11 protein-coding genes are annotated in these 24,071 nt (G+C 65.0%); 5 read left to right on the top strand and 6 right to left on the bottom strand.

Annotated features, from left to right (window positions below):
* Window positions 1–156: 156 nt before the first annotated feature.
* A complete protein-coding gene (locus C8K58_RS32500; RefSeq protein ID WP_016970148.1) occupies window positions 157–333 on the top strand; it encodes a hypothetical protein in 177 nt (58 codons plus the stop codon).
* A 52-nt stretch (window positions 334–385) separates the two neighbouring features.
* Window positions 386–2,551: a mechanosensitive ion channel family protein gene (locus C8K58_RS12670; protein WP_027603906.1), complete on the top strand. Its 2,166-nt coding sequence runs from the start codon at window positions 386–388 to the stop codon at window positions 2,549–2,551.
* A gap of 281 nt (window positions 2,552–2,832) precedes the next feature.
* Here C8K58_RS12670 and C8K58_RS12665 read toward each other — a convergent pair whose 3' ends face one another.
* The 5 genes from C8K58_RS12665 to C8K58_RS12645 all read right to left on the bottom strand — a co-directional run bounded on the left by C8K58_RS12665 (window position 2,833) and on the right by C8K58_RS12645 (window position 7,571).
* Window positions 2,833–3,054: an MbtH family protein gene (locus C8K58_RS12665; protein ID WP_027603905.1), complete on the bottom strand. Its 222-nt coding sequence runs from the start codon at window positions 3,052–3,054 to the stop codon at window positions 2,833–2,835.
* Between the two features lie 82 nt (window positions 3,055–3,136).
* A complete protein-coding gene (locus tag C8K58_RS12660) occupies window positions 3,137–4,531 on the bottom strand; it encodes an aspartate aminotransferase family protein (protein ID WP_092355137.1) in 1,395 nt (464 codons plus the stop codon).
* Between the two features lie 149 nt (window positions 4,532–4,680).
* Entirely contained in the window at window positions 4,681–5,448 is a 768-nt protein-coding gene (locus C8K58_RS12655) for an N-acetylmuramoyl-L-alanine amidase (RefSeq protein WP_092355140.1), read from the bottom strand.
* Window positions 5,449–5,571: 123 nt separating this feature from the next.
* The gene (locus C8K58_RS12650; protein WP_108573785.1) at window positions 5,572–6,894 is read right to left on the bottom strand and encodes an ATP-binding protein; all 1,323 of its coding nucleotides are present in this window, start codon (window positions 6,892–6,894) and stop codon (window positions 5,572–5,574) included.
* A complete protein-coding gene (locus C8K58_RS12645; RefSeq protein ID WP_027603901.1) occupies window positions 6,891–7,571 on the bottom strand; it encodes a response regulator in 681 nt (226 codons plus the stop codon). The genes C8K58_RS12650 and C8K58_RS12645 overlap by 4 nt, the downstream gene beginning before the upstream one ends.
* A gap of 176 nt (window positions 7,572–7,747) precedes the next feature.
* On the opposite strand from C8K58_RS12645, the gene dsbD reads away from it, so the two are divergent.
* The 3 genes from dsbD to dsbG are packed head-to-tail and all read left to right on the top strand — an operon-like array spanning window position 7,748 to window position 11,063.
* Complete coding sequence (dsbD, locus tag C8K58_RS12640) at window positions 7,748–9,475, top strand: protein-disulfide reductase DsbD (RefSeq protein ID WP_027603900.1); 1,728 nt, start codon at window positions 7,748–7,750, stop codon at window positions 9,473–9,475.
* Window positions 9,475–10,326, top strand: a complete 852-nt coding sequence (locus C8K58_RS12635; protein ID WP_027603899.1) for a TlpA disulfide reductase family protein — start codon at window positions 9,475–9,477, stop codon at window positions 10,324–10,326. The genes dsbD and C8K58_RS12635 overlap by 1 nt, the downstream gene beginning before the upstream one ends.
* A complete protein-coding gene (gene dsbG, locus C8K58_RS12630; protein ID WP_027603898.1) occupies window positions 10,302–11,063 on the top strand; it encodes a thiol:disulfide interchange protein DsbG in 762 nt (253 codons plus the stop codon). The genes C8K58_RS12635 and dsbG overlap by 25 nt, the downstream gene beginning before the upstream one ends.
* 63 nt (window positions 11,064–11,126) lie before the next feature.
* On the opposite strand, the gene C8K58_RS12625 is transcribed toward dsbG, so the two are convergent.
* Complete coding sequence (locus tag C8K58_RS12625; RefSeq protein WP_108573784.1) at window positions 11,127–24,023, bottom strand: non-ribosomal peptide synthetase; 12,897 nt, start codon at window positions 24,021–24,023, stop codon at window positions 11,127–11,129.
* Between the last annotated feature and the right edge of the window lie 48 nt (window positions 24,024–24,071).

Below are 24,071 nucleotides of genomic sequence, written 5' to 3'. Positions count from 1 at the left end.
CCAGGACTGGATGTCGTCAACATGTGGGAGGGGCGGTGCGACGATTCGCACTTGCCCCCCACATTTGGTTTACGTCCACCTGATCTGCATCACCTGCATTTCCTGCAATCCGACCTAGACTTGTCAGTATTCCCACTCCGACAAGGCCGTCGCCCCATGATCTCCATGTCCTCCTTCCACGCCATGCTTATCCCTATCCTGATCGGCATGATCATGCTCGCCGTCGGCTTCAACTTCCGCGACAAGCCCCTCGGCGTGTTCGGCATGTGGGTCGGCATGCTGCTGATCCTGGGCACCGTGGTGTACAAGATCCTCGCCAAACTGGCCGAATGACGCTTGCACTCGTACACTCGCTCAACCCGTCGTTTCCAAGGTTGACCGCCTCGTGCTTTCCCGTCTGTTTGCCCTGCCCTGCTGTTTCCTGATCGCCCTGCTCACGCTGCTGCCGCTCTCGTCCGCCCAAGCGGTGGGCCTGCCCGGGCTGCTCGGCACCACCAAGGCCCAACCCCAGGCCGAAGTGCCGTTGGGGCAGTCGCTGGACGAGGTGATCAAGACCCTGGAAAACGACCAGCAACGCACCCAGTTGCTGAGCGACTTGAAGAAGCTGCGCGCCGCTACCCAGAAGGCCCAGCCCGCCGCCGAGCAAGGCGTGCTCGGGCTGATCGGCAGTACGCTGTCGGGCCTGGAGCAGCAGTTCTCCGGCGCCGACAGCCCGCTGGGGCGCTGGTCGAATGAAATCGACCTGGCCAAGGACGAACTCAGCGCCCTGATGCTGCCGGCCAGCGAATGGCTGCCGATCATTTTCGGCTTTGCAGTGATTCTCGCGGTATGGAGCCTGCTGGCAGCCGCGTTGATCTGGCTGAGCCACCGGGTACGCGAGCGCTTCGGCCTGCCCGAGGAGTTGCCGCAACACCCGCGTACCTGGGACATGCTGCGCTTCGCCCTGCGCAAGCTGGGGCCCTGGCTGATCGCGCTGGTGATCACGGTTTACCTGAGCTACGCCCTGCCCTCGTCCCTGGGCAAATCCCTGGCGATGGTGCTGGCGTATGCGCTGGTGGTCGGCACCTGTTTCTCGGCGATCTGCGTGATTGCCTTCTCCCTGCTCGACGGCCCGCACCGCCACCGCGCGCTGTATATCCTGCGCCACCAGGCGTTCCGCCCGCTGTGGTGGATCGGCAGCTTTGCCGCCTTCGGTGAAGCCTTGAGCGACCCGCGGCTGGTGGCTGCGCTCGGCCAGCACCTGGCCCACACGGCGGCCACGGTCGCCAATGTGATGGCCGCGCTGTCCACCGGCGTGTTCATCCTGCGTTTCCGACGGCCGATCGCCCACCTGATCCGCAACCAGCCCCTGTCGCGCCGCCTGACCCGCCGCGCCCTCAGCGACACCATCGAGATCGTCGGCACCTTCTGGTACATCCCCGCCTTGCTGTTGGTGGGCATCTCGCTGTTCGCCACCTTCGTCTCCGCCGGCGACACCAGCACCGCCCTGCGCCAGTCGCTGTTGTGCACGGTGTTGCTGGTGTTGTGCATGGTGATCAACGGCCTGGTGCGGCGCCATGCGCTCAAGCCGCAACGGGGGCACAAGCGCCATGCGCTGTACTCCGAACGCCTGAAAAGCTTCGTCTACACCCTCGCCCACCTGGTGGTGTGGCTGGTGTTTATCGAACTCGGGCTGCGGGTGTGGGGCCTGTCGCTGATCCGCTTTACCGAAGGCGACGGCCATGAAATCAGCGTCAAGCTGTTCGGCCTGGGCGGCACGCTACTATTTGCCTGGTTGATCTGGATCCTCAGCGACACCGCCATCCATCACGCCCTCACCCGCTCGCGCAAAGGCCTGGCCAATGCCCGCGCGCAGACCATGATGCCGCTGATCCGCAACGTGCTGTTCGTGACCATCTTCATCATCGCCGCCATCGTCGCCCTGGCGAACATGGGCATGAACGTCACGCCACTGCTGGCCGGTGCCGGTGTGATCGGCCTGGCCATCGGTTTTGGTGCGCAGTCACTGGTGGCCGACTTGATCACCGGCCTGTTCATCATCATCGAAGACTCCCTGGCCATCGATGACTACGTGGACGTCGGCGGCCACCTCGGCACCGTCGAAGGCCTGACCATCCGTACCGTGCGCCTGCGCGACATTGACGGCATCGTGCACACCATCCCGTTCAGCGAGATCAAGAGCATCAAGAACTACTCGCGGGAGTTCGGCTATGCGATCTTCCGGGTGGCGATCCCGTACAACATGGAAATCGACGATGCGATCAAGCTGATGCGCGATGTCGGCCAGAAAATGCGCAACGATCCGCTGCAACGCCGCAATATCTGGTCGCCGCTGGAGATCCAGGGGGTGGAAAGCTTCGAGTCAGGCAGTGCGATCCTGCGCGCGCGCTTCAAGACGGCGCCGATCAAGCAGTGGGAAGTGTCGCGGGCGTTCAACCTGTCGCTGAAGCGGCATCTGGATGAAGCCGGTCTGGACCTGGCCACGCCGCGCTTGAGTGTGCAGGTGGTGACGGGGGCTGCGGGGGGGTTGGAGAAGGACAAGAACGCGTAAGGTCATGGCGAATGTGATGAGCTTGTTGTGGTTTGTGGTGAACTTATTGTGGTGAGCGGGCTTGCCCCGCGCTGGGCTGCGAAGCAGCCCCACTCAAGAAGCACTCGGTGTATCAGACATAACTCAGCGGCTGGTTTTGGGGCTGCTGCGCAGCCCAGCGCGGGGCAAGCCCGCTCACCACAACAAGCCCGCTCACCACAACAAGCCCGCTTGCCACAAAAAGCCTGCTTGCCACAACAGGCCCGCCCACCATAACAGGCCGGCCTACTGAAGGTTTTGCGTCAGGCCAGCGTTGCGCCGTCCATCTTCTGGCGCAGGCTCAACGGACGCATATCGGTCCAGGTTTCTTCGATGTAGGCCAGGCACTCTTTCTTCAGGCCGCTCTTGCCCACGGTGCGCCAGCCTTCCGGCACGGCCTTGTAGTCGGGCCAGATGGAATACTGTTCTTCATGGTTGACCACTACCTGAAACAGGATGTCGTCGCGGTCAAATACTGAGGTCATTGCTGTTCTCCATCGCTCAAAGGCTGGCTGCGCACCACGCGCAGCGCTGATATCTGTAGAAACGTACCAACACGCCAAAAAATTAGAGGCTGGCGACGGCTGCCGCCAGGGCGCGCCCGAAGATCTCGGCCACGCGGTCGATCTCGGCGGCGCTGATCACCAGTGGCGGCAGGAAGCGCACCACGCTGCCATGCCGGCCGCCCAGCTCGAGGATCAGGCCGCGCTTGAGGCATTCGCGCTGTACCAGCGGTGCCAGCTGGCGATGCACCGGCGGGTGGCCCTGGATATCCAGGGTGCCGTCCGGGTCCACCAGTTCCACGCCGAGCATCAGCCCGCGCCCGCGAATATCCCCCAGGTGCGGGTAGTCACGCTGCAGGATGCGCAGGTGTTCGCCCAGGCGCTCGCCCATGGCGGTCGCATGGCCGGCCAGGTCGTGCTCCTTGAGGTAGCGCATCACCGCCGAACCGGCCGCCATGGCCATCTGATTGCCACGGAATGTCCCGGCATGGGCGCCCGGCAGCCAGGTGTCGAGCCAGTCGCGATACACCACCACCGCCAACGGCAGGCTGCCGCCGATGGCCTTGGACATCACCACCACATCCGGAATGATGCCGGCGTGCTCGAAGGCAAACATCTTGCCGGTACGGCCGAAACCGCTCTGAATCTCATCGACAATCAACGCCACGCCGGCCTGTTCGGTGATACGCCGCAGGCCGCGCAGCCAGTCGAGATCGGCCGGGATCACCCCGCCCTCGCCCTGCACCACCTCGACAATCACCGCCGCCGGCAGCAACACCCCGGCTTCAGGATCGTTGAGCAGGTTTTCCAGGTAATGCAGATTGACCCGCACGCCTTCTGCGCCGCCGAGACCGAACGGGCAACGGTAGTCGTAAGGGAATGGCAAAAACTGCACGCCATTGCCGAGCAAGGCACCCAAGGGTTTTTTCGGCCCCAGGCTGCCCATCAGGCTCAACGCGCCCTGGCTCATGCCGTGATAACCGCCCTGGAACGACAGCACCGTGCTGCGCCCCGTGGCAGTGCGCACCAATTTCAACGCCGCTTCCACGGCATCGGTACCGGTGGGGCCGCAGAACTGGATCTTGGCTTCCCGCGCCAGTTCCGCCGGCAGCAGGCCGAACAGGTCCTGCACAAACTGGTCCTTGACCGGCGTGGTCAGGTCCAGGGTATGCAACGGCAGTTCGTCGCTCAGCACTTGCTGGATGGCCTGGATCACCACCGGGTGGTTGTGACCCAACGCCAGGGTGCCGGCGCCGGCCAGGCAGTCGATGAAACTGCGACCCTCCACGTCTTCCACGTAGATCCCCTTGGCGCGCTTGAGCGCCAGGGGAATGCGCCGTGGGTAACTGCGGGCGTTGGATTCCTGCTGGCGCTGGCGGGCCAGCAGCGGGCTTTCGTCGAACTGATAAAGCGTTTCATGCACCTGGGTATCTTCGATACGGCTGGTAGCGACTGACATCTCTCGATCCCTCAATACGCGGATGATGGTGACCAAACTGCCGATCCGTTGGCGTCTGGCCCAAGGGCATGCGCACGGATTTCCTGTTCTGGAGACGCACCAGCGAGAAAAGGATTTAGGGGGCAGTGATGGTTGACTGATGGATGAGGTCAAAGTCCGCGGTACTTTTCATTCAGGGCATACAGGATCGCGCAGGTCTCGGCATCCAACACACCACCATAATCCCGCGCCCGAAAGTGCATCTGAAACGCCCGGGTGCGCTGCTCGAACGCCTGGCGATTCTGCGCCGGCTTATAGCCATAGCGCTGAAATGCCCGCTCCACCTCCACTTCAGGCGGCAGCCCGACACAAAACCGGCGCTGGTACATGGCCCGCGTCGACTCGTCGAACCACGCCCCGACTCCCGCCTCGAACAAACCGCGCCACGGCAGGCGCGGTCCCGGATCGCTCTTGCGCCAGTACGCCACGTCCGAATGCCCAAGAATGTCGGCCGGTCCGATCTGCGGGTAACGCCCAAGGATGTCGCGAAGCAATGCGATCAACACCGCCACCTGCTCCTGGCCGTACGCGGGAAAGGTGAATACGCCGCCGTCATCCCGGGCCAGGTTGACGATTTCGATGCCGATCGCCCGACTGTTGAGGTTATCGCGCCCACCCCAGTGGCTCGCCCCGGCATGCCAGGCGCGCTGGTTTTCGTGCACCAGGCGAAACACGCGCAACTCGTCATACCCGGCGGCGCGGTAGCCGGGCTCATGGGGATCCGGCAGCAGGTAATGCGCGCTGACCCCGTTACGGGTGAGGGTGCGCAAGGAGGAGGCGAACGGGGCCGCGGTGTAATGCAGGATCACCTGCCGCACGGGTTCGCCGTGACGTTCGTTGAAATCCCTGGCGGGGAAACTGGTATCGATGACCAACATAAGAACCGTCCTTTTCAATACAGGCCGAGTCTTTCGGCCCGTTCAAGCGCAAAAAAATTACCGCCATCCTGAAGGCTTGCACCTCAAGCGGGCGGTAACTATTTGGCACGTGAAAGAACGCGGTCAGCGCCGCAACGGCATGCCCAGGTCAACGCGCAGGCCATCCACCTGGCTGTCGAACTTCAATGAGCAGGAACAGCGCTGCACGATCGCCTGCACGATCGCCAGGCCCAGGCCACAGCCCTCGCTGTTGCCGTTGCGCCAGAAGCGTTGGGTGAGGTATTGCAGGTCTTCGGGGGAGATCTGCTTGCCGTGGTCGCGCACGCGGAAGATCACGTGATCGGCGGCGGTAAACACGCTGAGCTCCACCCGTGTGTCTGCGGGTGTGTGGCGCAGGGCGTTGTCCAGCAGGTTGCGCAGGGCGGCAACTGCCAGGCCCACCGGCATGTCCACCGGGGTTTCGCTGAGGTTATCCGCCAGGTTCAGGTCGATACGCCCATTATCGCCGGCATTCGCATCCTGGATCGCCAGCCGTGCGACTTCCTCGGCGCTGGACTGCACGCCATCGTCGAATGACAGGCTGCCTTCCACCCGCGCCAACAGCAGCAATTGCTCCAGGGTGCGATGCAAGCGGTCGGCGCCCTCCTCGGCATGGACCAGGGACTGGTCGCGGGCCGCGCCTTCGGTCATGCGCGCCACTTGCAGGTGGGTCTTGATCGCCGTCAACGGGCTGCGCAGCTCGTGGGCGGCGTCGCCGGTGAGGCGGCGTTCGCGCTCGATGGTCTTGGCGATGCGTTGCAGCAGTTGGTTCTGGGTGTCGAGCAGCGGCTTGAGCTCGCTGGGCAGCGGGTGGATCTGCAACGGCTCGAGGGAATCGGCACTGCGGCGCATCAGCGCGTCACGCATGCGGTTGAGCGGCAGCAGGCTCTGGCCGATGCCCAGCCACAACAGGCACAGGCAACCGAGCATCGCCACGCCCACCGGCACCGAGGCGGCGAGCAGGATCGACAGGTTCAGCGCCTCGCGCTCCACCTGGCGGTCGGCGGTGGTGATCAACAGGTCGCCACGGGACAGGGTAAAACTGCGCCAGCCCACGCCATCGATGACCTGGTCACGAAAGCCGCTCTTGCGCGACTCCAGGCCCTCATCCGGCGTGGTATGGCTGCGGGCGAGGATTTCCCCGCGCAAGGAGCTGACCTGGCACGCCATGCCCCCCGGCACATTCAGTTGCTCGGCGCTGAAATGCGCGCCGCCGCTGACACTGGCCAGGCCCGGCATCTGCTCGGTCAGGCCCGCCACCATGCGCGCCGACGCCACCAGACGCTGGTCGAGGGAGAACATCATCTGATTGCGCAGGTCGTTGAGCATCCAGGCCGCCGCCAGTGCCCAGATCAGCACAAACGCGGCGCCGAGCTTGAACGTCAGGCGCAGGCGCAGGCTTTTCACGAAACGTTCTCGCCATCGTCTGCCGGGCCGAGGCGATAACCCAGGCCGCGTACGGTCTCGACGATGCCATTGCCCAACTTGCGCCGCAGGTGATGGATATGCACGTTGAGGGCGTTGCTTTCCAGTTCATCGTTGAAGCCGTAGACGCTGTCCTTGAGTTGCTCGCTGGACAGCACCCGGCCCTTGTTGTGCAGCAGCGCCTGCAACAGCGCCTGTTCACGTCGGGACAGGTCCACCGGCTGGCCGCCCAACAGGGTTTCGCGGCTGCTCGGGTCGTAGGTCAGTCGGCCGTGCTCGATCAGGTTGACGCTGCGCCCCGCCATCCGGCGCAGCAGGGTTTGCAGGCGTGCGGCCAATTCGCGCAGGTCGAAGGGTTTGAGCAGGTAGTCATCGGCACCGGCTTGCAGGCCGTCGACACGGTTGGTCACCGAATCCCGCGCGGTGAGGATCAGCACCGGAATCTCCAGGCCCTGGCTGCGCAACTGTTGCAGCAGCTTGAGGCCGTCTTCGTCGGGCAGGCCGAGGTCAAGCACCATGATGTCGAAGGTCGCCGCCTTGAGCATCGCGCGCGCAGCGGCGGCCGTGGCCACGCGCTCGACTGTAAAGCCCTGGGCTCCGAGGCCGGCCACGATGCCGCTGGCGATCAGTTCGTCGTCTTCACAGACCAGTACGTGCATGCTGAACCCTTCATGAAAGATGGGGGGATTAAAAGTGCAGCGGATTAAGCGCAGATTATGCCGTGAAAAGATGCAAGCTCAGATAATCCCTACACTTTAGAATAGCGCCCGGTTAATCATCGGTTAATCAACGCCACACATTGTGTGCCTCACTTGCATCGAACTAAGGCTTGACCATGCGGCATCTGTTTACCTTTCTGCTGGTGTTATTCGCGGGGTTCGCCCAGGCCGCGCCGGGCAATCCGTTTGAGACCAAACCTGATTTCCTCCCGGTGGGCAAGGCTTTCACCTTTACCTCCGAACGTCTTGAAAGTGGCGAGACCCAGCTGTATTGGCAGATTGCCGACGGTTATTACCTGTACAAGCAGCGCATGAAGTTCGATGGCCTGGCCGAAAAGCCCGTGCTGCCGCAAGGCGAAGCCCATAGCGACGAATTCTTTGGCGAGCAGGAAGTGTATCGCCAGGGCCTGGAAGTGAAGATTCCCGCCGGTGTCACCGGCCAGGTCAAGCTCGGCTGGCAGGGCTGCGCCGATGCAGGGCTGTGCTATCCGCCGCAGTCGATCAGCGTAGACCTGGGCGGCAACCCCGCCGTTGCGGCCACCGCCGAAGCCCAGGACCAGAGCCTGGCCAGCGGCCTGCAACAACGCAGCCTGGGCTGGAGCCTGCTGGTGTTCTTCGGCCTGGGCCTGCTGCTGGCGTTTGCCCCGTGTTCGTTGCCGATGCTGCCGATCCTCGCCGGCCTGGTGGTGGGCAGTGGCGCCAGCCCGCGTCGCGGCTTTGCCCTGGCCGGCAGCTACGTGGTGTGCATGGCGCTGGTGTACGCGGCGCTCGGCGTGCTCGCCGCCCTGCTCGGCGCCAACCTCGCCGCGCTGTTGCAAACCCCGTGGATCCTCGGCAGCTTCGCCGCCTTGTTCGTGATCCTCGCCCTGCCGATGTTCGGCTTCTTCGAACTGCAACTGCCCGTGGCCTTGCGCGATCGCCTGGATAACGTCAGCCGCAACCAGAGCGGCGGCAGCCTGGTCGGCGCCGGGGTGCTCGGCGCGCTGTCCGGCCTGCTGGTGGGGCCGTGCATGACCGCGCCCCTGGCCGGTGCATTGCTGTACATCGCCCAGAGCGGCAATGCCCTGCATGGCGGCCTGATCCTGTTCGCCATGGGCATCGGCATTGGCGTGCCGTTGCTGTTGCTGGTGACCGTGGGCAACCGTTTCCTGCCCAAGCCGGGCACCTGGATGAATGTGCTCAAGGGCATCTTCGGCTTCCTGTTCCTGGCCACCGCCGTGCTGATGATTCGCCCGGTGATCGACGAAAGCCTGTGGCTCGGCCTGTGGGGCGTGCTGGCCATGTCCATGGCCTACTGCGGCTGGCGCCTGGCCCAGGATTTCGGGCGGGTCGCCATGCTGTTCGGCGCCGGTTCCGTGGTCGTGGGGGTGTGGGGCGGCCTGCTGCTGGTGGGTGCTGCGGGTGGCAGCGATGACCTGTGGCAACCGTTGAAGGTCTACAGCGGCTCGCGGTCCACTGCCGCACCCAGCGCCCACGAAGCCTTCATGACCATCAATGACCCCGCTGTGCTGCAAGGCCAGCTCGACAGCGCCAAGGCCCAGGGCCAATGGGTGCTGGTGGACTACTACGCCGACTGGTGCGTGTCGTGCAAGATCATGGAAAAACAGGTGTTCGGCAAACCCGAAGTGCTCGATGCGCTGAAGGACGTACGTCTGCTGCGCCTTGACGTCACCGCCGACAATGCCGCCAGCCGCGCACTGCTGGGCCGCTACAAGGTACCGGGGCCGCCCAGCTTCGTGTGGATCGGCCCTGACGGTGAGGAACGCCGCGCCCAGCGCATCACCGGCGAAGTGGATGCCGCCGCCTTCCTGCAACGCTGGACTCACGCCCGGGACGCCCTCTGATGCTGACCCTGACCATCGGCACCTTCGCCATCGCCCTGAATCACATCCTGCTGATCAGCGCGTTGATTCTCGCCACCCTGGTGGGTTGGCGCGTGGCCAAGCGTGGCGGTGAAAATCCGGAATCGGTGCTGTTCAGCCTGTTCCTGCTGGGCATGCTGGCGGCCCGCGTCAGCTTCGTGCTGATGTACTGGAGTTACTACAGCAACGACTGGCTGCAGATGGTCGACCTGCGCGACGGCGGTTTTCTCGCCTGGCCCGGTATCGTCGCCCTGATCCTCGGTGCACTGCTCTATGGCTGGCGTCGCCCGGCGCTGCGCAAGCCCCTGAGCGCCGGGGTCATCACCGGGCTGGTGTTCTGGGGCATGACCAGCCTGTCCTTGAGCGTGTATGAAAAAGGCACACGCCTGCCGGACATCACCTTGCGCAACGCCAATGGCGAAGTGGTGCAACTGGCCGATTACCAGGGCGGTCCGCTGGTGATCAACCTGTGGGCCACCTGGTGCCCGCCGTGCCGCCGCGAAATGCCGGTGCTGGAAAACGCCCAGCGCATGCGCCCCGACGTGACCTTTCTGTTCGTCAACCAGGCCGAAAGCATGCAAAGCGTCAGCACCTTCCTCGCCACCCAGGGCCTGACCCTCGACAACGTGTTGTTCGACGCCAGCGGCCGCCTCGGCCAGGCCGTGGGCTCCATGGCCCTGCCCACCACGCTGTTCTACCAAGCCGACGGGCGCCTGATCAACAGCCACCTGGGCGAGTTGTCCCAGGCCAGCCTGGCCCGTGCCATGGAACCCTTCGACACCGCCCCTGCCGCCACAAGGAAACCGACATGCCTCGCCTACGCCACCTGCTGACCCTGCTGCCGCTGACGCTGGCGGCCACCCTGGCCCAGGCCGAAGACTGGCCGGCACCGATCAAACAGATCGAAGCCAAAGGCGCCAAAATCCTCGGCAAGTTCGACGCCCCCAGCGGCCTCACCGGCTACGCCGCGCAATACCAGAACCGCGGTATGGCGCTGTACCTGACCGCCGACGGCAAGAGCGTGATCGCCGGCAACCTGTACGACGCCCAGGGCAATGACCTGAGCAGCGCGCCCCTGGAAAAACTGGTGTACGCGCCGATGGCCAAGGAAGTCTGGGCCAAAATGGAAAAAAGCAGCTGGATCCAGGACGGCGACAAAAACGCCCCGCGCATCGTCTACCTGTTCAGCGACCCCAACTGCCCGTACTGCAACATGTTCTGGGAACAGGCGCGGCCATGGGTAAAAGCCGGCAAGGTCCAACTGCGCCACATCATGGTCGGCATCATCCGCGAAGACAGCGCCGCCAAATCGGCCGCCCTGTTCGCCGCCAAGGACCCGCAAAAGGCCCTGGAAGAACATGAAGCCGCCGGCAAGGGCAGCAAATTGCAGGCGCTGGCCAAGATCCCGGCGGACATCGAAGCCAGGCTCGATGCCAATATGAAGTTGATGGACGAGCTGGAACTGTCGGCGACGCCGGCGATTTTCTACCTGGATGACAAGGGCGGCTTGCAGCAACAGCAAGGGGCGCCGTCGCCGGAGAAGTTGGCGAAGATTATGGGGCCGAAGTAAGCGGCGCCTGGTCTGACGCCATCGGGGGCAAGCCCCCGATGGCGTCCTGACAGACAGCGAAGATCAGAGCCCCTCCAACTCCGCCATCAAATCACTCAACCGATCCACCTTCTCTGCACTGATCTCATTAGCCGCCAGCCCCTCGATGTACTCGGCCAACTCCGCCACCGTACTGCATTCGAACATCGCCCGCAGCGGCACATCCCGCTGCAGGGTCTTCTGCACGCGCGAGGCAATCTGCGTGGCCAGCAACGAGTGGCCGCCCAGTTCGAAGAAGTTGTCCTGCACGCCGACCCTGTCGACTTTCAGCACCTCGGCCCAGATCGCGGCCAAGGTGTTTTCCAGTTCGTTGCGTGGCGCCAGGTAGTCCTGGCTGTGCAACTGGCCGATCTCCAGTTCCGGCAGGGCCTTGCGGTCGAGTTTGCCGTTGGCGTTGAGCGGCAGGCGCTCGAGCCATAGCCAGTGCAGCGGCACCATATACTCCGGCAGTTCGGCGCGCAGGCGTTGCTTGATGCGGTCCAGGCGTTCGCCCGGATTCAGCCTCTCATCGGCGGCCACCAGGTAACCCACCAGATGCTTGCCGTTGACGCCTTCCTGCACGCCCACTGCCGCGTCGCGCACTAGGGGTTGTTCGTGCAGGCGCGCTTCGATTTCACCCAGCTCGATGCGGTAACCGCGAATCTTCACCTGATGGTCGATACGCCCGACGTACTCCAGCACGCCATCGCTGCGCCGCCGTGCCAGGTCGCCGGTGCGGTACAGGCGCTCGCCCGGTGCACCGAACGGGTTCGGCACAAACACCTGGGCGGTGCGCAGCGGATCGCTGACATACCCGCGGCCCACCGCGGTGCCGGCCACGCACAGCTCACCGACCGCCCCTTGGGGCACCAATTCCAGCGCACCATCCACCACGTACAAACGGTTATTGTCCGTCGGCGTACCAATCGGCAGGTAAGTGCCACGGGTGGACGCCAGGTCGACGCGGAAGAACGCCACATCGTCCGAACATTCCGCCGGGCCGTAGGCGTTGACCAGGCCGATCTCCGGGTAACGCAACAACCACTGGTGCGCCAGCTCCGGCGGCATCGCTTCACCGGTCGGCAGCATCCAGCGCAAACCGTCCAGGCTGATGCGATCCTGGGCCAGCATGCCCTGGATCAGCGACGGCACGCTTTCCAACACGGTGATGCCGTGTGCCTGCACATGGGCCAGCAAGCCCTGCGGATCGTGGGCGATGCTGTTCGGCACGATATCCACCCGTGCACCGAACAGCGGCGCGGCGAGGAATTGCCATACGGAAATATCGAAGCTTTGCGAGGCGGTCTGGGCGATCACATCCGCTGGCGTCAGGTCCATATACGGCACCTTGCTCAATTGGTTATTGAGCATGCCGCGCTGTTCGACCATCACGCCTTTGGGCAAGCCGGTGGAGCCCGAGGTGTAGATCACGTAGGCAAGGTTATCCGGGCCGCTGTAGATGCCAGGATTTTCCCCACGGGCAGGCACGTCCTCCCACACCAGCAACTGGCAGTCGACGCCGTCCAGCAGCTCGATGGCCTGCTCGCGGCACGCTTCGGTGCAGACCAGCAACGGTGTGCGACTCAGGTCGATGATGCGACTCAGGCGCTGGCTCGGCAGGCCCGGGTCCAACGGCAGGTAACCGGCACCGGCCTTGAAGCTGCCGATGATCATGCCCAGCAGGTCGAGGTTACGCTCGGCCAGCAACGCCACCGGTTGGTCCAGGCCGACGCCCGCCGCAATCAGTGCATGACCCAGGCCGTTACTGCGCCGGTTCAGCTCGTCATAGGTCCATTGCCGGTCCAGGCAACGGGCGGCGATGCGCTGCGGATGCGCGCTCACCTGGGCTTCGAACAGCTCGATATAGCTGCGTTCCAGCGGGTAGGCGTGTTCGCTCTGGTTGCAGCCGTCCAACAGGAACGCGCGCTCCTGTTCGCCCATCAGTGGCAGGTCGGCCATGTCGCCATGGAAGCCCTGCACCAGCGCCAGCAGCAGGCGCTTGAACTCGCCGAGCATGCCTTGCACGGTGGTTTCGTCGAAGTAACGCTGGTCGTAGGACAGGTGCAGGCCGAGGTCATCCCCCGGGTAGCACACGGCGGTCAGCGGGAAATTGGTGTGGGTGCGGCCGGAGTCCGAGGTGGCATTCAGGCTGTGGGCGCGGTCCAGCACCGAGACTTCCACCGGGGCGTTTTCGAACACGAACAGGCTGTCGAACAGCGGCTGGCCCTTGGGCAGTTCGCTGTGTTCCTGGATCGTCACCAGCGGCAGGTATTCGTACTCGCGCAGTTGCATATTGCTGTCGAGCAACGCGTTCAACCACTGGCGTACGCTGCAACGCTGGTCGTCCTCGGGCAGCTTCACCCGCAGCGCAATGCTGTTGATAAACAGGCCGACGGTGCGTTGCATCTCGGGCATTTCCACCGGGCGCCCGGCCACGGTGACGCCGAACAGTACGTCACGCTCGCCGCTCAAGCGTCGCAGCACCAAGGCCCAGGCCGCCTGGGCAAAGGTGTTGACGGTAAGTTGATGGGCCTGGGCCAGTTCGCGCAGTTGCGCACCGTCACGGGGGTCGAGGCGGGTGTAGCAGTCACCCACCACCATGCCGCCACTGTGGCCGGCATGTTCGCGCAGGAACGGCCGGTCGCTGGGGATCGGCGTGGTGCGCTCGAACCCTTGCAGGTTCTGCTGCCACCACTGGCGTGCTTCGGCCAGGTTCTGGCGTTGCAGCCAGGCGATGTAGTCGCGATAGCGCGGCGGCGTGGCCAGCTGCGCTTCACGACCTTCGCCGAGGGCCATGTAGATATCGAAGAAGTCATTCATCAACAGCGAGCGGCACCAGGCATCGATCAGGATGTGGTGGTTGCTCATCATGAACCAGTAGCGCGCTTCACCGACGCGGATCAGGCGCAGGTGGAACGGCGCCTGGTTGAGCAGATCGAAACCGGCTTCGCGCTCGGCCTTGAGCAGCGCTTGCAGGCGCGGTTCCTGTTCACTTTCCTGGTCGGCACTCCAATCCAGGTACTCGATCGGCGTGCTGCCCGGCTTGTGGATCACTTGCAGCATGTCTTCGCCGACGTTCCAGCAGAACGAGGCGCGCAAGGCTTCGTGGCGGGCGATCACCGCTTGCCAGGCCTGGGCGAAACGCTCGGGGTCCAGCGCGCTGTTGATGCGGTAGCGGTCCTGCATGTAGTAGAGGCCGGTGCCCGGCTCGAGCAGGGTGTGCAGCAGCAGGCCCTCTTGCATCGGGGTCAGCGGGTACACGTCTTCGATGGCGCCGGCCGGTACCGGCAAGCTGTCGAGTTGCGACTGGCTCAAGTGCGCCAGGGGGAAGTCGGACGGCGTGAGGCCGCCGGCGTTGTCCTCCAGGCAATGGGCGACCAACGCTTGCAGTTCGGCCAGGTAGGCCTGCGCCAGGTCCTGGATGGCCTGTGGGTCGTGGCGTTCGCGGCTGAAGGTCCAGCGCAGCACCAGTTCGCCGCCGTACACCTGGCTGTCCACACTCAGTTCGTTGGGCAGCGGCGCATCCGGGTCATGGGCCAGGCCCGCCGATTCGTCCAATGGGTGGAACAGTGCATCGGCGCCGAAGCTTTGATCGAACTGGCCAAGGTAGTTAAAGGTGATCTGCGCACTCGGCAAGGCGGCCATGCTCTGTTTGCACAGGTCATCGGCGAGGTAACGCAGCACGCCATAGCCCAACCCTTTATGGGGCACCGCACGCAGCTGTTCCTTGATCGCCTTGATCGAGTCGCCCTGCCCGGTTTGCGGGGTCAGGCGCAGTGGATAAGCGCTGGTGAACCAGCCGACGCTGCGGGTCAGGTCGATGTCGTCGAACAGGCTTTCGCGGCCATGGCCTTCGAGCTGGATCAGCGCCGCCCCGTGCCCGCTCCAGCGGCACAGCACACGGGCCAGGGCGGTCAGCAGCAGGTCGTTGACCTGGGTGCGGTAGGCGCTCGGCGCCTGTTGCAGCAACTGGCGCGTGTGTTCGGCATCCAGGCGCACGCTGACGGTGTCGGCATCGCGGTTGCGCCGCGAACCGTGCGGGTGGGCCACAGGCAATACCGCGTCAGGGCCGGCCAATCGGTCCTGCCACAGGCTCAGCTCTTCACGCAGGGATTCGCTGCCGGCATACGCCTGCAAGCGCGCGGCCCAATCGCGCAGGGCGCTGGTCTTGGCCGGCAGGCTGACGGACTGGCCGTCGCTGAGCTGGCGGTAAACGTTTTGCAGGTCTTCGAGCAACACGCGCCACGACACACCGTCCACCACCAGGTGATGGATCGCGATCAGCAAGCGTTGCTGGCCTTGAGGGCCATCCACCAGCAAGGCGCGCACCAGCGGGCCGTGCTCCAGGTCGAGGCTGCGCTGGGTGTCGGTGAACAGCGCGGTGCACTGTTGCATGTCGCGCACTTGCGCCTGCATCAGCACGCCGCCTTTCGGCACGGCCAAGTGTTCGGCATGCCATTGCGCATCGCGCCGGGTGAAACTCAGGCGCAGGGCGTCGTGGTGCTCGAGTACCGCCAGCAACGCTTGCTCCAGTCGATGAGGCTCGAGCAGTTGCAGCGGCTTGAGCACCAACGCCTGATTCCAGTGCTGGCGCGCGGGAATATCGGTGTCGAAGAACCAGTGCTGGATCGGTGTAAGGCCCGAAGCGCCGGTGAGCACGCCTTGCTCGGCGCTGACCTGCTCGGAGCGCGTGGCCACCCCGGCCAGGGTTTGCACGGTCTGGTGCTGGAACAGGTCGCGGGGGCTGAAGTGAATCCCCGCCTGCCGCGCGCGACTGACCACCTGGATCGACAGGATAGAATCGCCGCCCAGTTCAAAGAAGTTATCGTCGAGGCCGACTTGCTGCACGTTCAACACCGCGCACCAGATCGCCGCCAAGGTGCTTTCCAGCTCGTTGCGCGGCGCCACGTAGTGTTGGCGATTGGCCTCGGGATCAGGTTGCGGCAGGGCGCGGCGGTCGAGCTTGCCGTTGGCGGTCAGCGGCATGCTGTCGAGTACGATCAGGTGCGCGGGTACCATGTAGTCCGGCAGTTGCGCCTTGAGATGGGCCTTGAGCGCCTCACGCAAGGTGCCGTGGTCGGCGTCGCTGACCAGGTACGCCACCAGTTGCCTGCCACTCGGCGAATCCAGCGCCAGCACCACCGCTTCGCGCACAGCTGCGTGTTCCAGCAGGCGGGTTTCGATCTCGCCCAGTTCGATCCGGAAACCGCGAATCTTCACCTGGTGGTCGATACGCCCCAGGTATTCCACCAGGCCATCGGCACGCTGGCGCACCAGGTCGCCGGTGCGATACAGGCGACCGCCCTGGCGGGCAAACGGGTCGGCGACAAACCGTTCGGCCGTCATCCCCGGACGTTCGTGGTAACCCTGGGCCAGACCGGCGGCGCCCACATACAACTCGCCGGTCGCGCCTTGCGGTACCAACGCCAGGTCGGCGTCGAGAATATAAGCCACGCGGTCGCCGATGATGCTACCGATCGGCACGCTGGCGGCGCCCTCTTCCAACTGCTGCGGCGCCAGGCTGGCCAGGGGCATCACCACGGTTTCGGTGGGCCCATAGGCATTGAAAAACACCTCGGGCTGGAACGCCGCACGGATACGCTGCAGGTGTTCGCCGGTCAGCGCTTCGCCGCCGGTGATGCACATGCGCACCGGCAAGGTCTGGTGCTGGGTTGCCAGCCACTGCGCCAACTGGCTGCCGTAGCTCGGGGTAAAACCGAGGATGTTGATGCGATGGGTACGGATCAGCCCGCAGATTTCCTCGGCATCCCACTGGCCCTGGGCGCGCAGGACCACCTGGGCACCGCTGAGCAGCGGCACCAGCAGACGCTCGGTGGCGGCGTCGAAGTTGATCGAATAGAAATGCAGCTCGCAATCGTCCGGGCGCATGCCGAAGCGCTCGATCACGGCCTGGCAATGCATGGCGATTTCACCGTGGGACACCACCACGCCCTTGGGTTTACCGGTGGAGCCGGAGGTGTAGATCAGGTAGGCCTGATGTTGCGGCAAACTGATAAACGGCAGCTCGCCGGCCGGGTAATTGGCCAGCACCGGCAAGTCATCTTCCAGGCACCAGCAGGCCACGCTCGCCGGCAATTCGCCGAGGGCGTCGAACATCGCCGCATCGCTGAGCAGCAGGCCGATGCCGCTGTCTTCGATCATGTAGTGCAGGCGGTCCAGCGGGTATTCCGGGTCCAGCGGCACATAGGCGCCACCGGCCTTGAGGATCGCCAGCAGGCCGATGACCATTTCCAGCGAGCGCGGCAGCGCCAGGCCGACCCGCACCTGCGGGCCGACGCCGCGCTCGCGCAGCATCCAGGCCAGGCGGTTGGCGCGGGCGTCGAGTTCAGCGTAGGTGAGGGTCACACCGGCAAAGGTCAGCGCCGGGGCATCGCCACGCTTGAGCGCCTGCTGGCTGAACAGTTGCTGGAGGCACTGGTCGAGGCGATGCTCGCCCGCCTCCACGCCCAGGCTGTCCTGCAACGCGCGTTGCTCGGTGGCGCTCAGCAACGGCAGTTCGCTGAGACGTTGTTGCGGGTTGGCGATCAACGCTTCGAGCAGGTTGCGCCAATGCTCGGCCATGCGCGCGATGCGCGGTTCATCGAACAAATCGGTGCTGTAGGTCAGGCAGCAACCCAGGCGATGGTCGAGGTCGGTGACTTCCAGGTTGAGGTCGAACTTGGTCGCGCGGGCATCGTTGGCCAGGTATTCGACGGTCATGCCGGCCAGTTGGCGGCTCTGCTGGAATTCCCAGCGCTGCACGTTGCACATCACCTGGAACAACGGGTTGTACGCCGCGCTGCGCGGCGGTTGCAGGGCTTCCACCAGGTGGTCGAACGGCAGGTCCTGATGGGATTGGCCTTCGATCACCGTGTGACGGACCTGCTCGAACAGCTCGGCGACACACATCTGCCCCGTGAGCTGGCAACGCAGTACCTGGGTGTTGAGGAACGCGCCGATCAGCCCTTCGCTTTCCGGGCGAATGCGGTTGGCCACCGGCGCGCCGATACGCAGGTCGGTCTGGCCGCTGTAGCGATAGAGCAACACGGCCAGGGTGGCGGTCATGGTCATGAACAGGGTCAGGCCACGTTCGGCGTTGAAGGCACGCACACGGGCGGCCAGATCGTCGCTGAGGTCGAAGCGGTACAGCTCGCCCCGGTGACTTTGCACCGGTGGCCGTGGGCGGTCGCCGGGCAATTCGAGCAGTGGGTGTTCGTTGCCCAGTTGCGCGGTCCAGTAGTCCAATTGGCGTTGGCGTTCGCCGGACTCCAGCCACTGACGTTGCCACACGCTGTAGTCCAGGTACTGCACCGGCAACGGTGCCAGCGGCGACAGGCGCTCATCGATAAAGGCTTCGTACAGCGCGCTGAGTTCACGGGCAAAGATGTCCATGGCCCAGCCTTCGGTGACGATATGGTGCAGGGTCAGCACCAGGTAGTGCTCCCGCTCACCGGCCTTGACCAGGCACGCACGCAGCAGCGGCCCGGTTTCCAGGTTGAACGGGGTGTGCGCCTCGTGGTCGGCCAGTCGCTGCAAACGCTGCTCGCGCTCGCCTTCGTTCAACGCCGACATATCCTGCCAGTCCATGCGCAGGCCGGTCTGCGCCGACACCTTTTGATAGGCCACGCCGTCGACGCTCGGGAATGTAGTGCGCAGGGTTTCGTGGCGCATGACCAAGGCCTGCAACGCCGCCTCGAAACGCCCCACATCCAGCACGCCACGCAGGCGTGCCATGCCGCCGACGTTGTAGGCCGGGCTGTCCGGTTCCATCTGCCAGAGGAACCACATGCGCTGCTGGGAATACGACAACGGCACCGGCAGGCTGCGGTCGACGGTGGCGATTGCGGTTTGCTGGTTGCGTTGGCCGCTGGCCTGGATCAGGCCGACTTGCTCGGCAAACGCCCCCAGCTCGCTGGCCTCGAACAAGGTGCGCAACGGCAACTCGACGTCGCACGCCTGGCGGGTGCGGGAGATGATTTGCGTGGCCAGCAGCGAGTGGCCGCCGAGGGCGAAAAAGTCATCGCGCAGGCCGATTGCTGCCAAGCCGAGCACTTCGCGCCAGATCGCTGCAATCTGCTGCTGCAAGGGTGTTTCGGGCTCGATGTGTTCGCGGGTTTGCCACACCGGCGCCGGTAATGCGCGACGGTCGAGCTTGCCGCTGGGGCTCAGGGGCATCGCGTCCAGGCGCATCAGTTGCGCGGGCACCATGTACTCCGGCAGCTCGGCGGCCAGGGCGGCTTTGACGTCCTGTTCGTCCAAGGCGGCATGGGCGGTGTAGTAACCGATCAACTGCGCATCGCGCACCAGCACCACGGCCTGGGCGACACCGTCCAGGGCCAGCAGGCGCGCTTCGATTTCTTCCGGTTCCACCCGGAAACCGCGCAGCTTGACCTGCTGGTCGAGACGGCCGAGGTATTCGAGCACGCCATCCGCACTCCAGCGTGCACGGTCACCGCTGCGATACAGGCGCGCGCCCGCCTCGCCCAGCGGGTCGGCGACAAAGCGCTCGGCGGTCAAGCCGGCACGCCCAAGGTAACCACGGGCCAGGCCGATGCCGCCGATGCACAGCTCACCCGGCACACCGGCCGGCAAGGGGTTGAGCTGCTCGTCCAGCACGCGGCAGATCACATTGCCCAGTGGTCGGCCAATCGGCGAACGCTCGCCATCGTCAGCAGTGCAATGCCAGTGGGTGACGTTGATCGCCGTCTCGGTCGGGCCATAACGGTTGTGCAATTGCACCGCCGGCAACTGCGTCAATACGCGATTGCGCAACTCGGCGGGCAAGGCTTCGCCACCGGAGAACAGGCGACGCAGGCTGGTGCACTCGGGCACCAACGGTTCGTCGATAAACAGCTGCAACAGCGGCGGCACGAAGTGCAGCGTGGTCACGCCGTACGCCTGCACCAACTGCGCGATGCGGTGCGGATCGCGGTGCTCGCCGGGGCCGGCCAGCACCAGGCGGCAGCCGGTGATCAACGGCCAGAAGCACTCCCACACCGACACGTCGAAACTGATCGGCGCCTTTTGCATCAGCACGTCGCTGTCATTGAGTTGATAGGTGGCCTGCATCCACTGCAAGCGCTCGGCCAGGGCCGCATGGGTATTGCCCACGCCCTTGGGCTGGCCGGTGGAGCCGGAGGTGTAGATCACATAGGCGAGGTTGTCGCCATCGAGGTGCAGGCCGGGCGGCTGGGTCGGCCAGCTGTCGAGGTGCAGGCTGTCCATGGCAATCACGCACACGCCTTCGGCACTCGGCACACGGTCCAACAATGCGGTCTGGGTCAACAGCAGGTGCACGCCGCTGTCCTTGAGCATGTAGGCCAGGCGCTCGGCGGGGTAATCCGGGTCCAGCGGCACATAGGCGCCACCGGCCTTGATGATCGCCAGCAGGCCCACCAGCAACTGCGGCGAACGCTCGGCGGCGATGGCTACGCACACGTCCGGGCCGACGCCTTTGTCGCGCAGGTAATGGGCCAGGCGGTTGGCCTGGGTGTGCAGTTGGGCGAAGGTCAGGCTGCCGTCCTGCCAGACCAGCGCGGTGTTGTCCGAGGTGTGTTGATTGAGCAGTTCGGGCAACCATTGTTGAGCCGGTGCGCACGGCGCCTGGCTCCACGCTTGCTGTTCGTCCTGCGGCATCAGCGGGAGGTCACCGATGGCCTGTTGCGGCTGTTCGCACACGGCCTGCAGCAGGTGGATGAAGTGCGCGGCCAGGCGCTGGATGGTCGCGCTGTCGAACAGTTCGTCGGCGTAGTCGAAGGACAGGCTCAGGCGCCCGTTGCGGTCTTCTTCGCTGTGCAGCTGCAGGTCGAACTTGGCTTCGCGGCTGTGCCAGGGCAGCTCATCGGCGAGCATGCCCGGCAGGCGGCGCAAGGCGCTGAGGTCGCGCTGCTGGTGGTTGAACATGACCTGGAACAGGCCCTGTTCGCGGGCTTGCGGGAAGGCTTCCAACAGTTGCTCGAACGGCAGGTCCTGATAGGCCTGGGCGCCCAACGCAGTGTGGCGGGTGGCGGCCAGCAGCTCAGTGAAAGGCAGGCGCCCGTCCAGCTCGGCACGCAGCACCAGGGTGTTGATAAAGAAGCCGATCAGGCCTTGGGTTTCCTGGCGCGGGCGGTTGGCGTTGGGCACGCCGATGCGGATATCGCGCTGGCCGCTGTAGCGGTAGAGCAAGGTCTGGAACGCCGCCAGCAACAGCATGAACGGCGTGGACTCGTGGGCCTGGGCGGTCTGGCGAATCGCCTCGCTGAGGCTGACACTCAGGCGCACACTATGGCGCGATGCGCTGTGGCGTTGCCGGGCCGCACGCGGGTGGTCGGTGGCCAGGCTAAGGGTCGGGTGCTCGTCGCCCAACTGCGCTTTCCAGTACGCCAGTTGGCGCTGGCCTTCACCGTCGGCCAGCCATTGGCGCTGCCAGCTGCCGTAGTCGGCGTACTGCAAGGCCAGTGGCGGCAACGCCAGGGCCTGGCCCTGGCTTGCGGCGGCGTACAGGCGCGAGAACTCGTCGATGAGGATATTCAACGACCAGCCATCGGCGATGATGTGATGCAGGGTCACCAGCAACTGGTGATCGTCCTCGTCCAGGCGCACCAGGGTCACCCACAGCAGCGGGCCTTGTTCCAGGTCGAACAGGGTGCGGGCTTCGTCCTCACGGATCTGTTGTGCGCGGGCTTCACGCTCGGCGACGGGCAAGTCGCTGAGATCGATAACCTGCAGGTCAAAATCGCTATTGGCGTCCACACGCTGGAAGCCCTGGCCATCGCGCTCATAGAAGCGGGTGCGCAGGGCTTCGTGGCGCTGGATCAGGTACTGGAAGCTCGAGCGCAGCGCGTCTTCATCCAGCTCGCCACGCAAACGCAAGGCGCCAGGGATGGTGTAGGCGCTGCTTTGCGGGTCCAGTTGCCAGGTGATCCACAGGCGGTTCTGGGCCAGGGATTGGGGCAGTTCGTCCTGGCGCGACAACGGGCGGATCGCACCTTGGGCAATGCCGCCGTCCTGTTGCAGTTGCGCCACGCCGGCGGCGAACCCGGACAACGTCGGCGCCTCGAACAGCAGGCGCAGGTTCAGCTCCAGGCCGAGGGTTTCCCGCAGGCGCGCCACCACCTGGGTGGCGGTGATGGAGTTGCCGCCGAGCAGGAAGAAGTGGTCGTCGGCCACCACCGTGGCGACCTGCAACTGCTCGCGCCAGATAGCGGCGATCCGGCTTTGCAATTCGGATTCCAGTGCAACAGTGCTCGCCTGGGCATGCAGATCGGGGAACTGCGCGTAGCAGTCGAGGCTGCCGTCGGCCTGCCGAAGCGCGCACGCCGCACGCTGCACCTTGCCGCTGGAGGTCTTGGGCAAGCCGCCGGGATTGAGCAATACCACCACGCACGGCGCCTCTTGGTAGGCCTCGGCCACCGCCTGGCGGATGGCTTTGATCAACGCTTCAGGCGGCAGGATCTTCTGCACGCTGCGGCTGATCTCTGCGGCGATGCCGATGCCTTCCAGGCCGTTGTCATTCACCGCAAACGCCGCGACCCGGCCCTTGCGCACCACTTCCACTTCGCGCTCGATGGTCTGTTCGATGTCCTGGGGGTAGAGGTTATGGCCGCGCACGATCAGCAGGTCTTTCAGGCGACCGGTGATGTACACCTCACCCTCGCGGATAAAGCCCAGGTCACCGGTGCGCAGCCAGGTACGGCCGGCATGCTGCACGAAGGTCTTGGCGCTGGCCTCCGGGTTGCGCCAGTAGCCGTGGGCGATGCTCGGGCCGCTGGCCCAGAGTTCGCCGACGCAGTTGTCGGCCAGCTCGCTCAGTGTGTGCGGGTCGGCGATCAGCACCGCGTGTTCCGGCTGGGAGGTGCCGCAACTCATGATCGCACTGCCCTGCCCCGGCTCGGCACGGTTGGCGGCCAGGGCCTGCTCGTCAATGCGCAGCGCCGGGATGCCATGGCCCCGCCGGCCGCCGGCGACAAACAGGGTGGCTTCGGCCAGGCCGTAGGAGGCGAAGAAACTATCCGAGGTAAACCCGCAGGCGGCGAACTTCTCGGCGAAGCGCTCGAGGGTGTCGAGGCGGATCGGTTCGGAGCCGGAATAGGCCACGCGCCAGTTGCTCAAGTCCAGGCGTTCCAGGGCCGACTCACTGACCCGCTCGCTGCACAGGCGGTAGGCGAAATCCGGCCCGCCGCTGATGGTGCCGCGGTATTCGCTGATCGCTTCAAGCCAGCGCAATGGCCGGCCGAGGAAATAGGCCGGCGACATCAACACGCACGGCACGCCGCTGAAAATCGGTTGCAGCAGGCCGCCGATCAGGCCCATGTCGTGGTACAGCGGCAGCCAGCTGACGATCACGTCGTCAGGGTTCAGGTCGATGCCAAAGCCGCGCCGGATCAGCACTTCGTTGGCCACCAGGTTGCCGTGGCTGACTTGCACGCCCTTGGGCAACGCGGTGGAGCCGGAGGTGTATTGCAGGAAGGCGATGTCGTCGGGATGCAGGTCGGGGGCATTCCAGGCGCTGGCGATCTGTGCGTCGAGGGTGTCGACACTCAGCACCGGCGGCGCGTTTTCGATCTGCGCGAGGCCCTCGGCCAGGCTGGCGATGGTCAGCAACAGGCGCGGTTCGGCGTCACCGATAATCGACAGCAAGCGCTCCTGGTGATGACGGCGGGTGGACTCCGGCGGGTAGGCCGGCACCGCGATCACCCCGGCGTACAGGCAGCCGAAGAACGCCGCGACGTAGTCCGGGCCACTGGGGAACAGCAGCACCGCACGGTCGCCCTGTGCCGCATTGGCCTGGAGGGCGGCGGCGATGGTGCGGGCGCGTTGGTCCAGGTCACGGTAACTGAGTACCACGTTGTGCTCGGCCGACTCGGCGAGGAAGCGCAGGGCGACCTGGTCCGGGGCCTGGGCGGCGCGACGTTGAAGGGACTCGACCAGGGTGCGGGGAAGTTCGAAGGCGTCCATCATGGGGTTCCTGCCTGAAATCGGCTTGCGGGAAATTCGGGAATGGGAGAG

The sequence above is a fragment of the Pseudomonas sp. GV047 genome (genome assembly GCF_003058245.1).
Taxonomy (GTDB): domain Bacteria; phylum Pseudomonadota; class Gammaproteobacteria; order Pseudomonadales; family Pseudomonadaceae; genus Aquipseudomonas; species Aquipseudomonas marginalis.
Note: the sequence above shows the minus strand (reverse complement) of the source record. Positions and strands in the feature narration are given on the sequence as shown.

Coding starts and splice junctions, on each gene's coding strand:
- C8K58_RS32500 (WP_016970148.1), top strand. CDS start 157: ATGATCTCCATGTCCTCCTTCCACGCCATGCTTATCCCTATCCTGATC.
- C8K58_RS12665 (WP_027603905.1), bottom strand. CDS start 3,054: ATGACCTCAGTATTTGACCGCGACGACATCCTGTTTCAGGTAGTGGTC.
- C8K58_RS12660 (WP_092355137.1), bottom strand. CDS start 4,531: ATGTCAGTCGCTACCAGCCGTATCGAAGATACCCAGGTGCATGAAACG.
- C8K58_RS12655 (WP_092355140.1), bottom strand. CDS start 5,448: ATGTTGGTCATCGATACCAGTTTCCCCGCCAGGGATTTCAACGAACGT.
- C8K58_RS12645 (WP_027603901.1), bottom strand. CDS start 7,571: ATGCACGTACTGGTCTGTGAAGACGACGAACTGATCGCCAGCGGCATC.
- dsbD (WP_027603900.1), top strand. CDS start 7,748: ATGCGGCATCTGTTTACCTTTCTGCTGGTGTTATTCGCGGGGTTCGCC.
- C8K58_RS12635 (WP_027603899.1), top strand. CDS start 9,475: ATGCTGACCCTGACCATCGGCACCTTCGCCATCGCCCTGAATCACATC.
- dsbG (WP_027603898.1), top strand. CDS start 10,302: ATGCCTCGCCTACGCCACCTGCTGACCCTGCTGCCGCTGACGCTGGCG.
- C8K58_RS12625 (WP_108573784.1), bottom strand. CDS start 24,023: ATGATGGACGCCTTCGAACTTCCCCGCACCCTGGTCGAGTCCCTTCAA.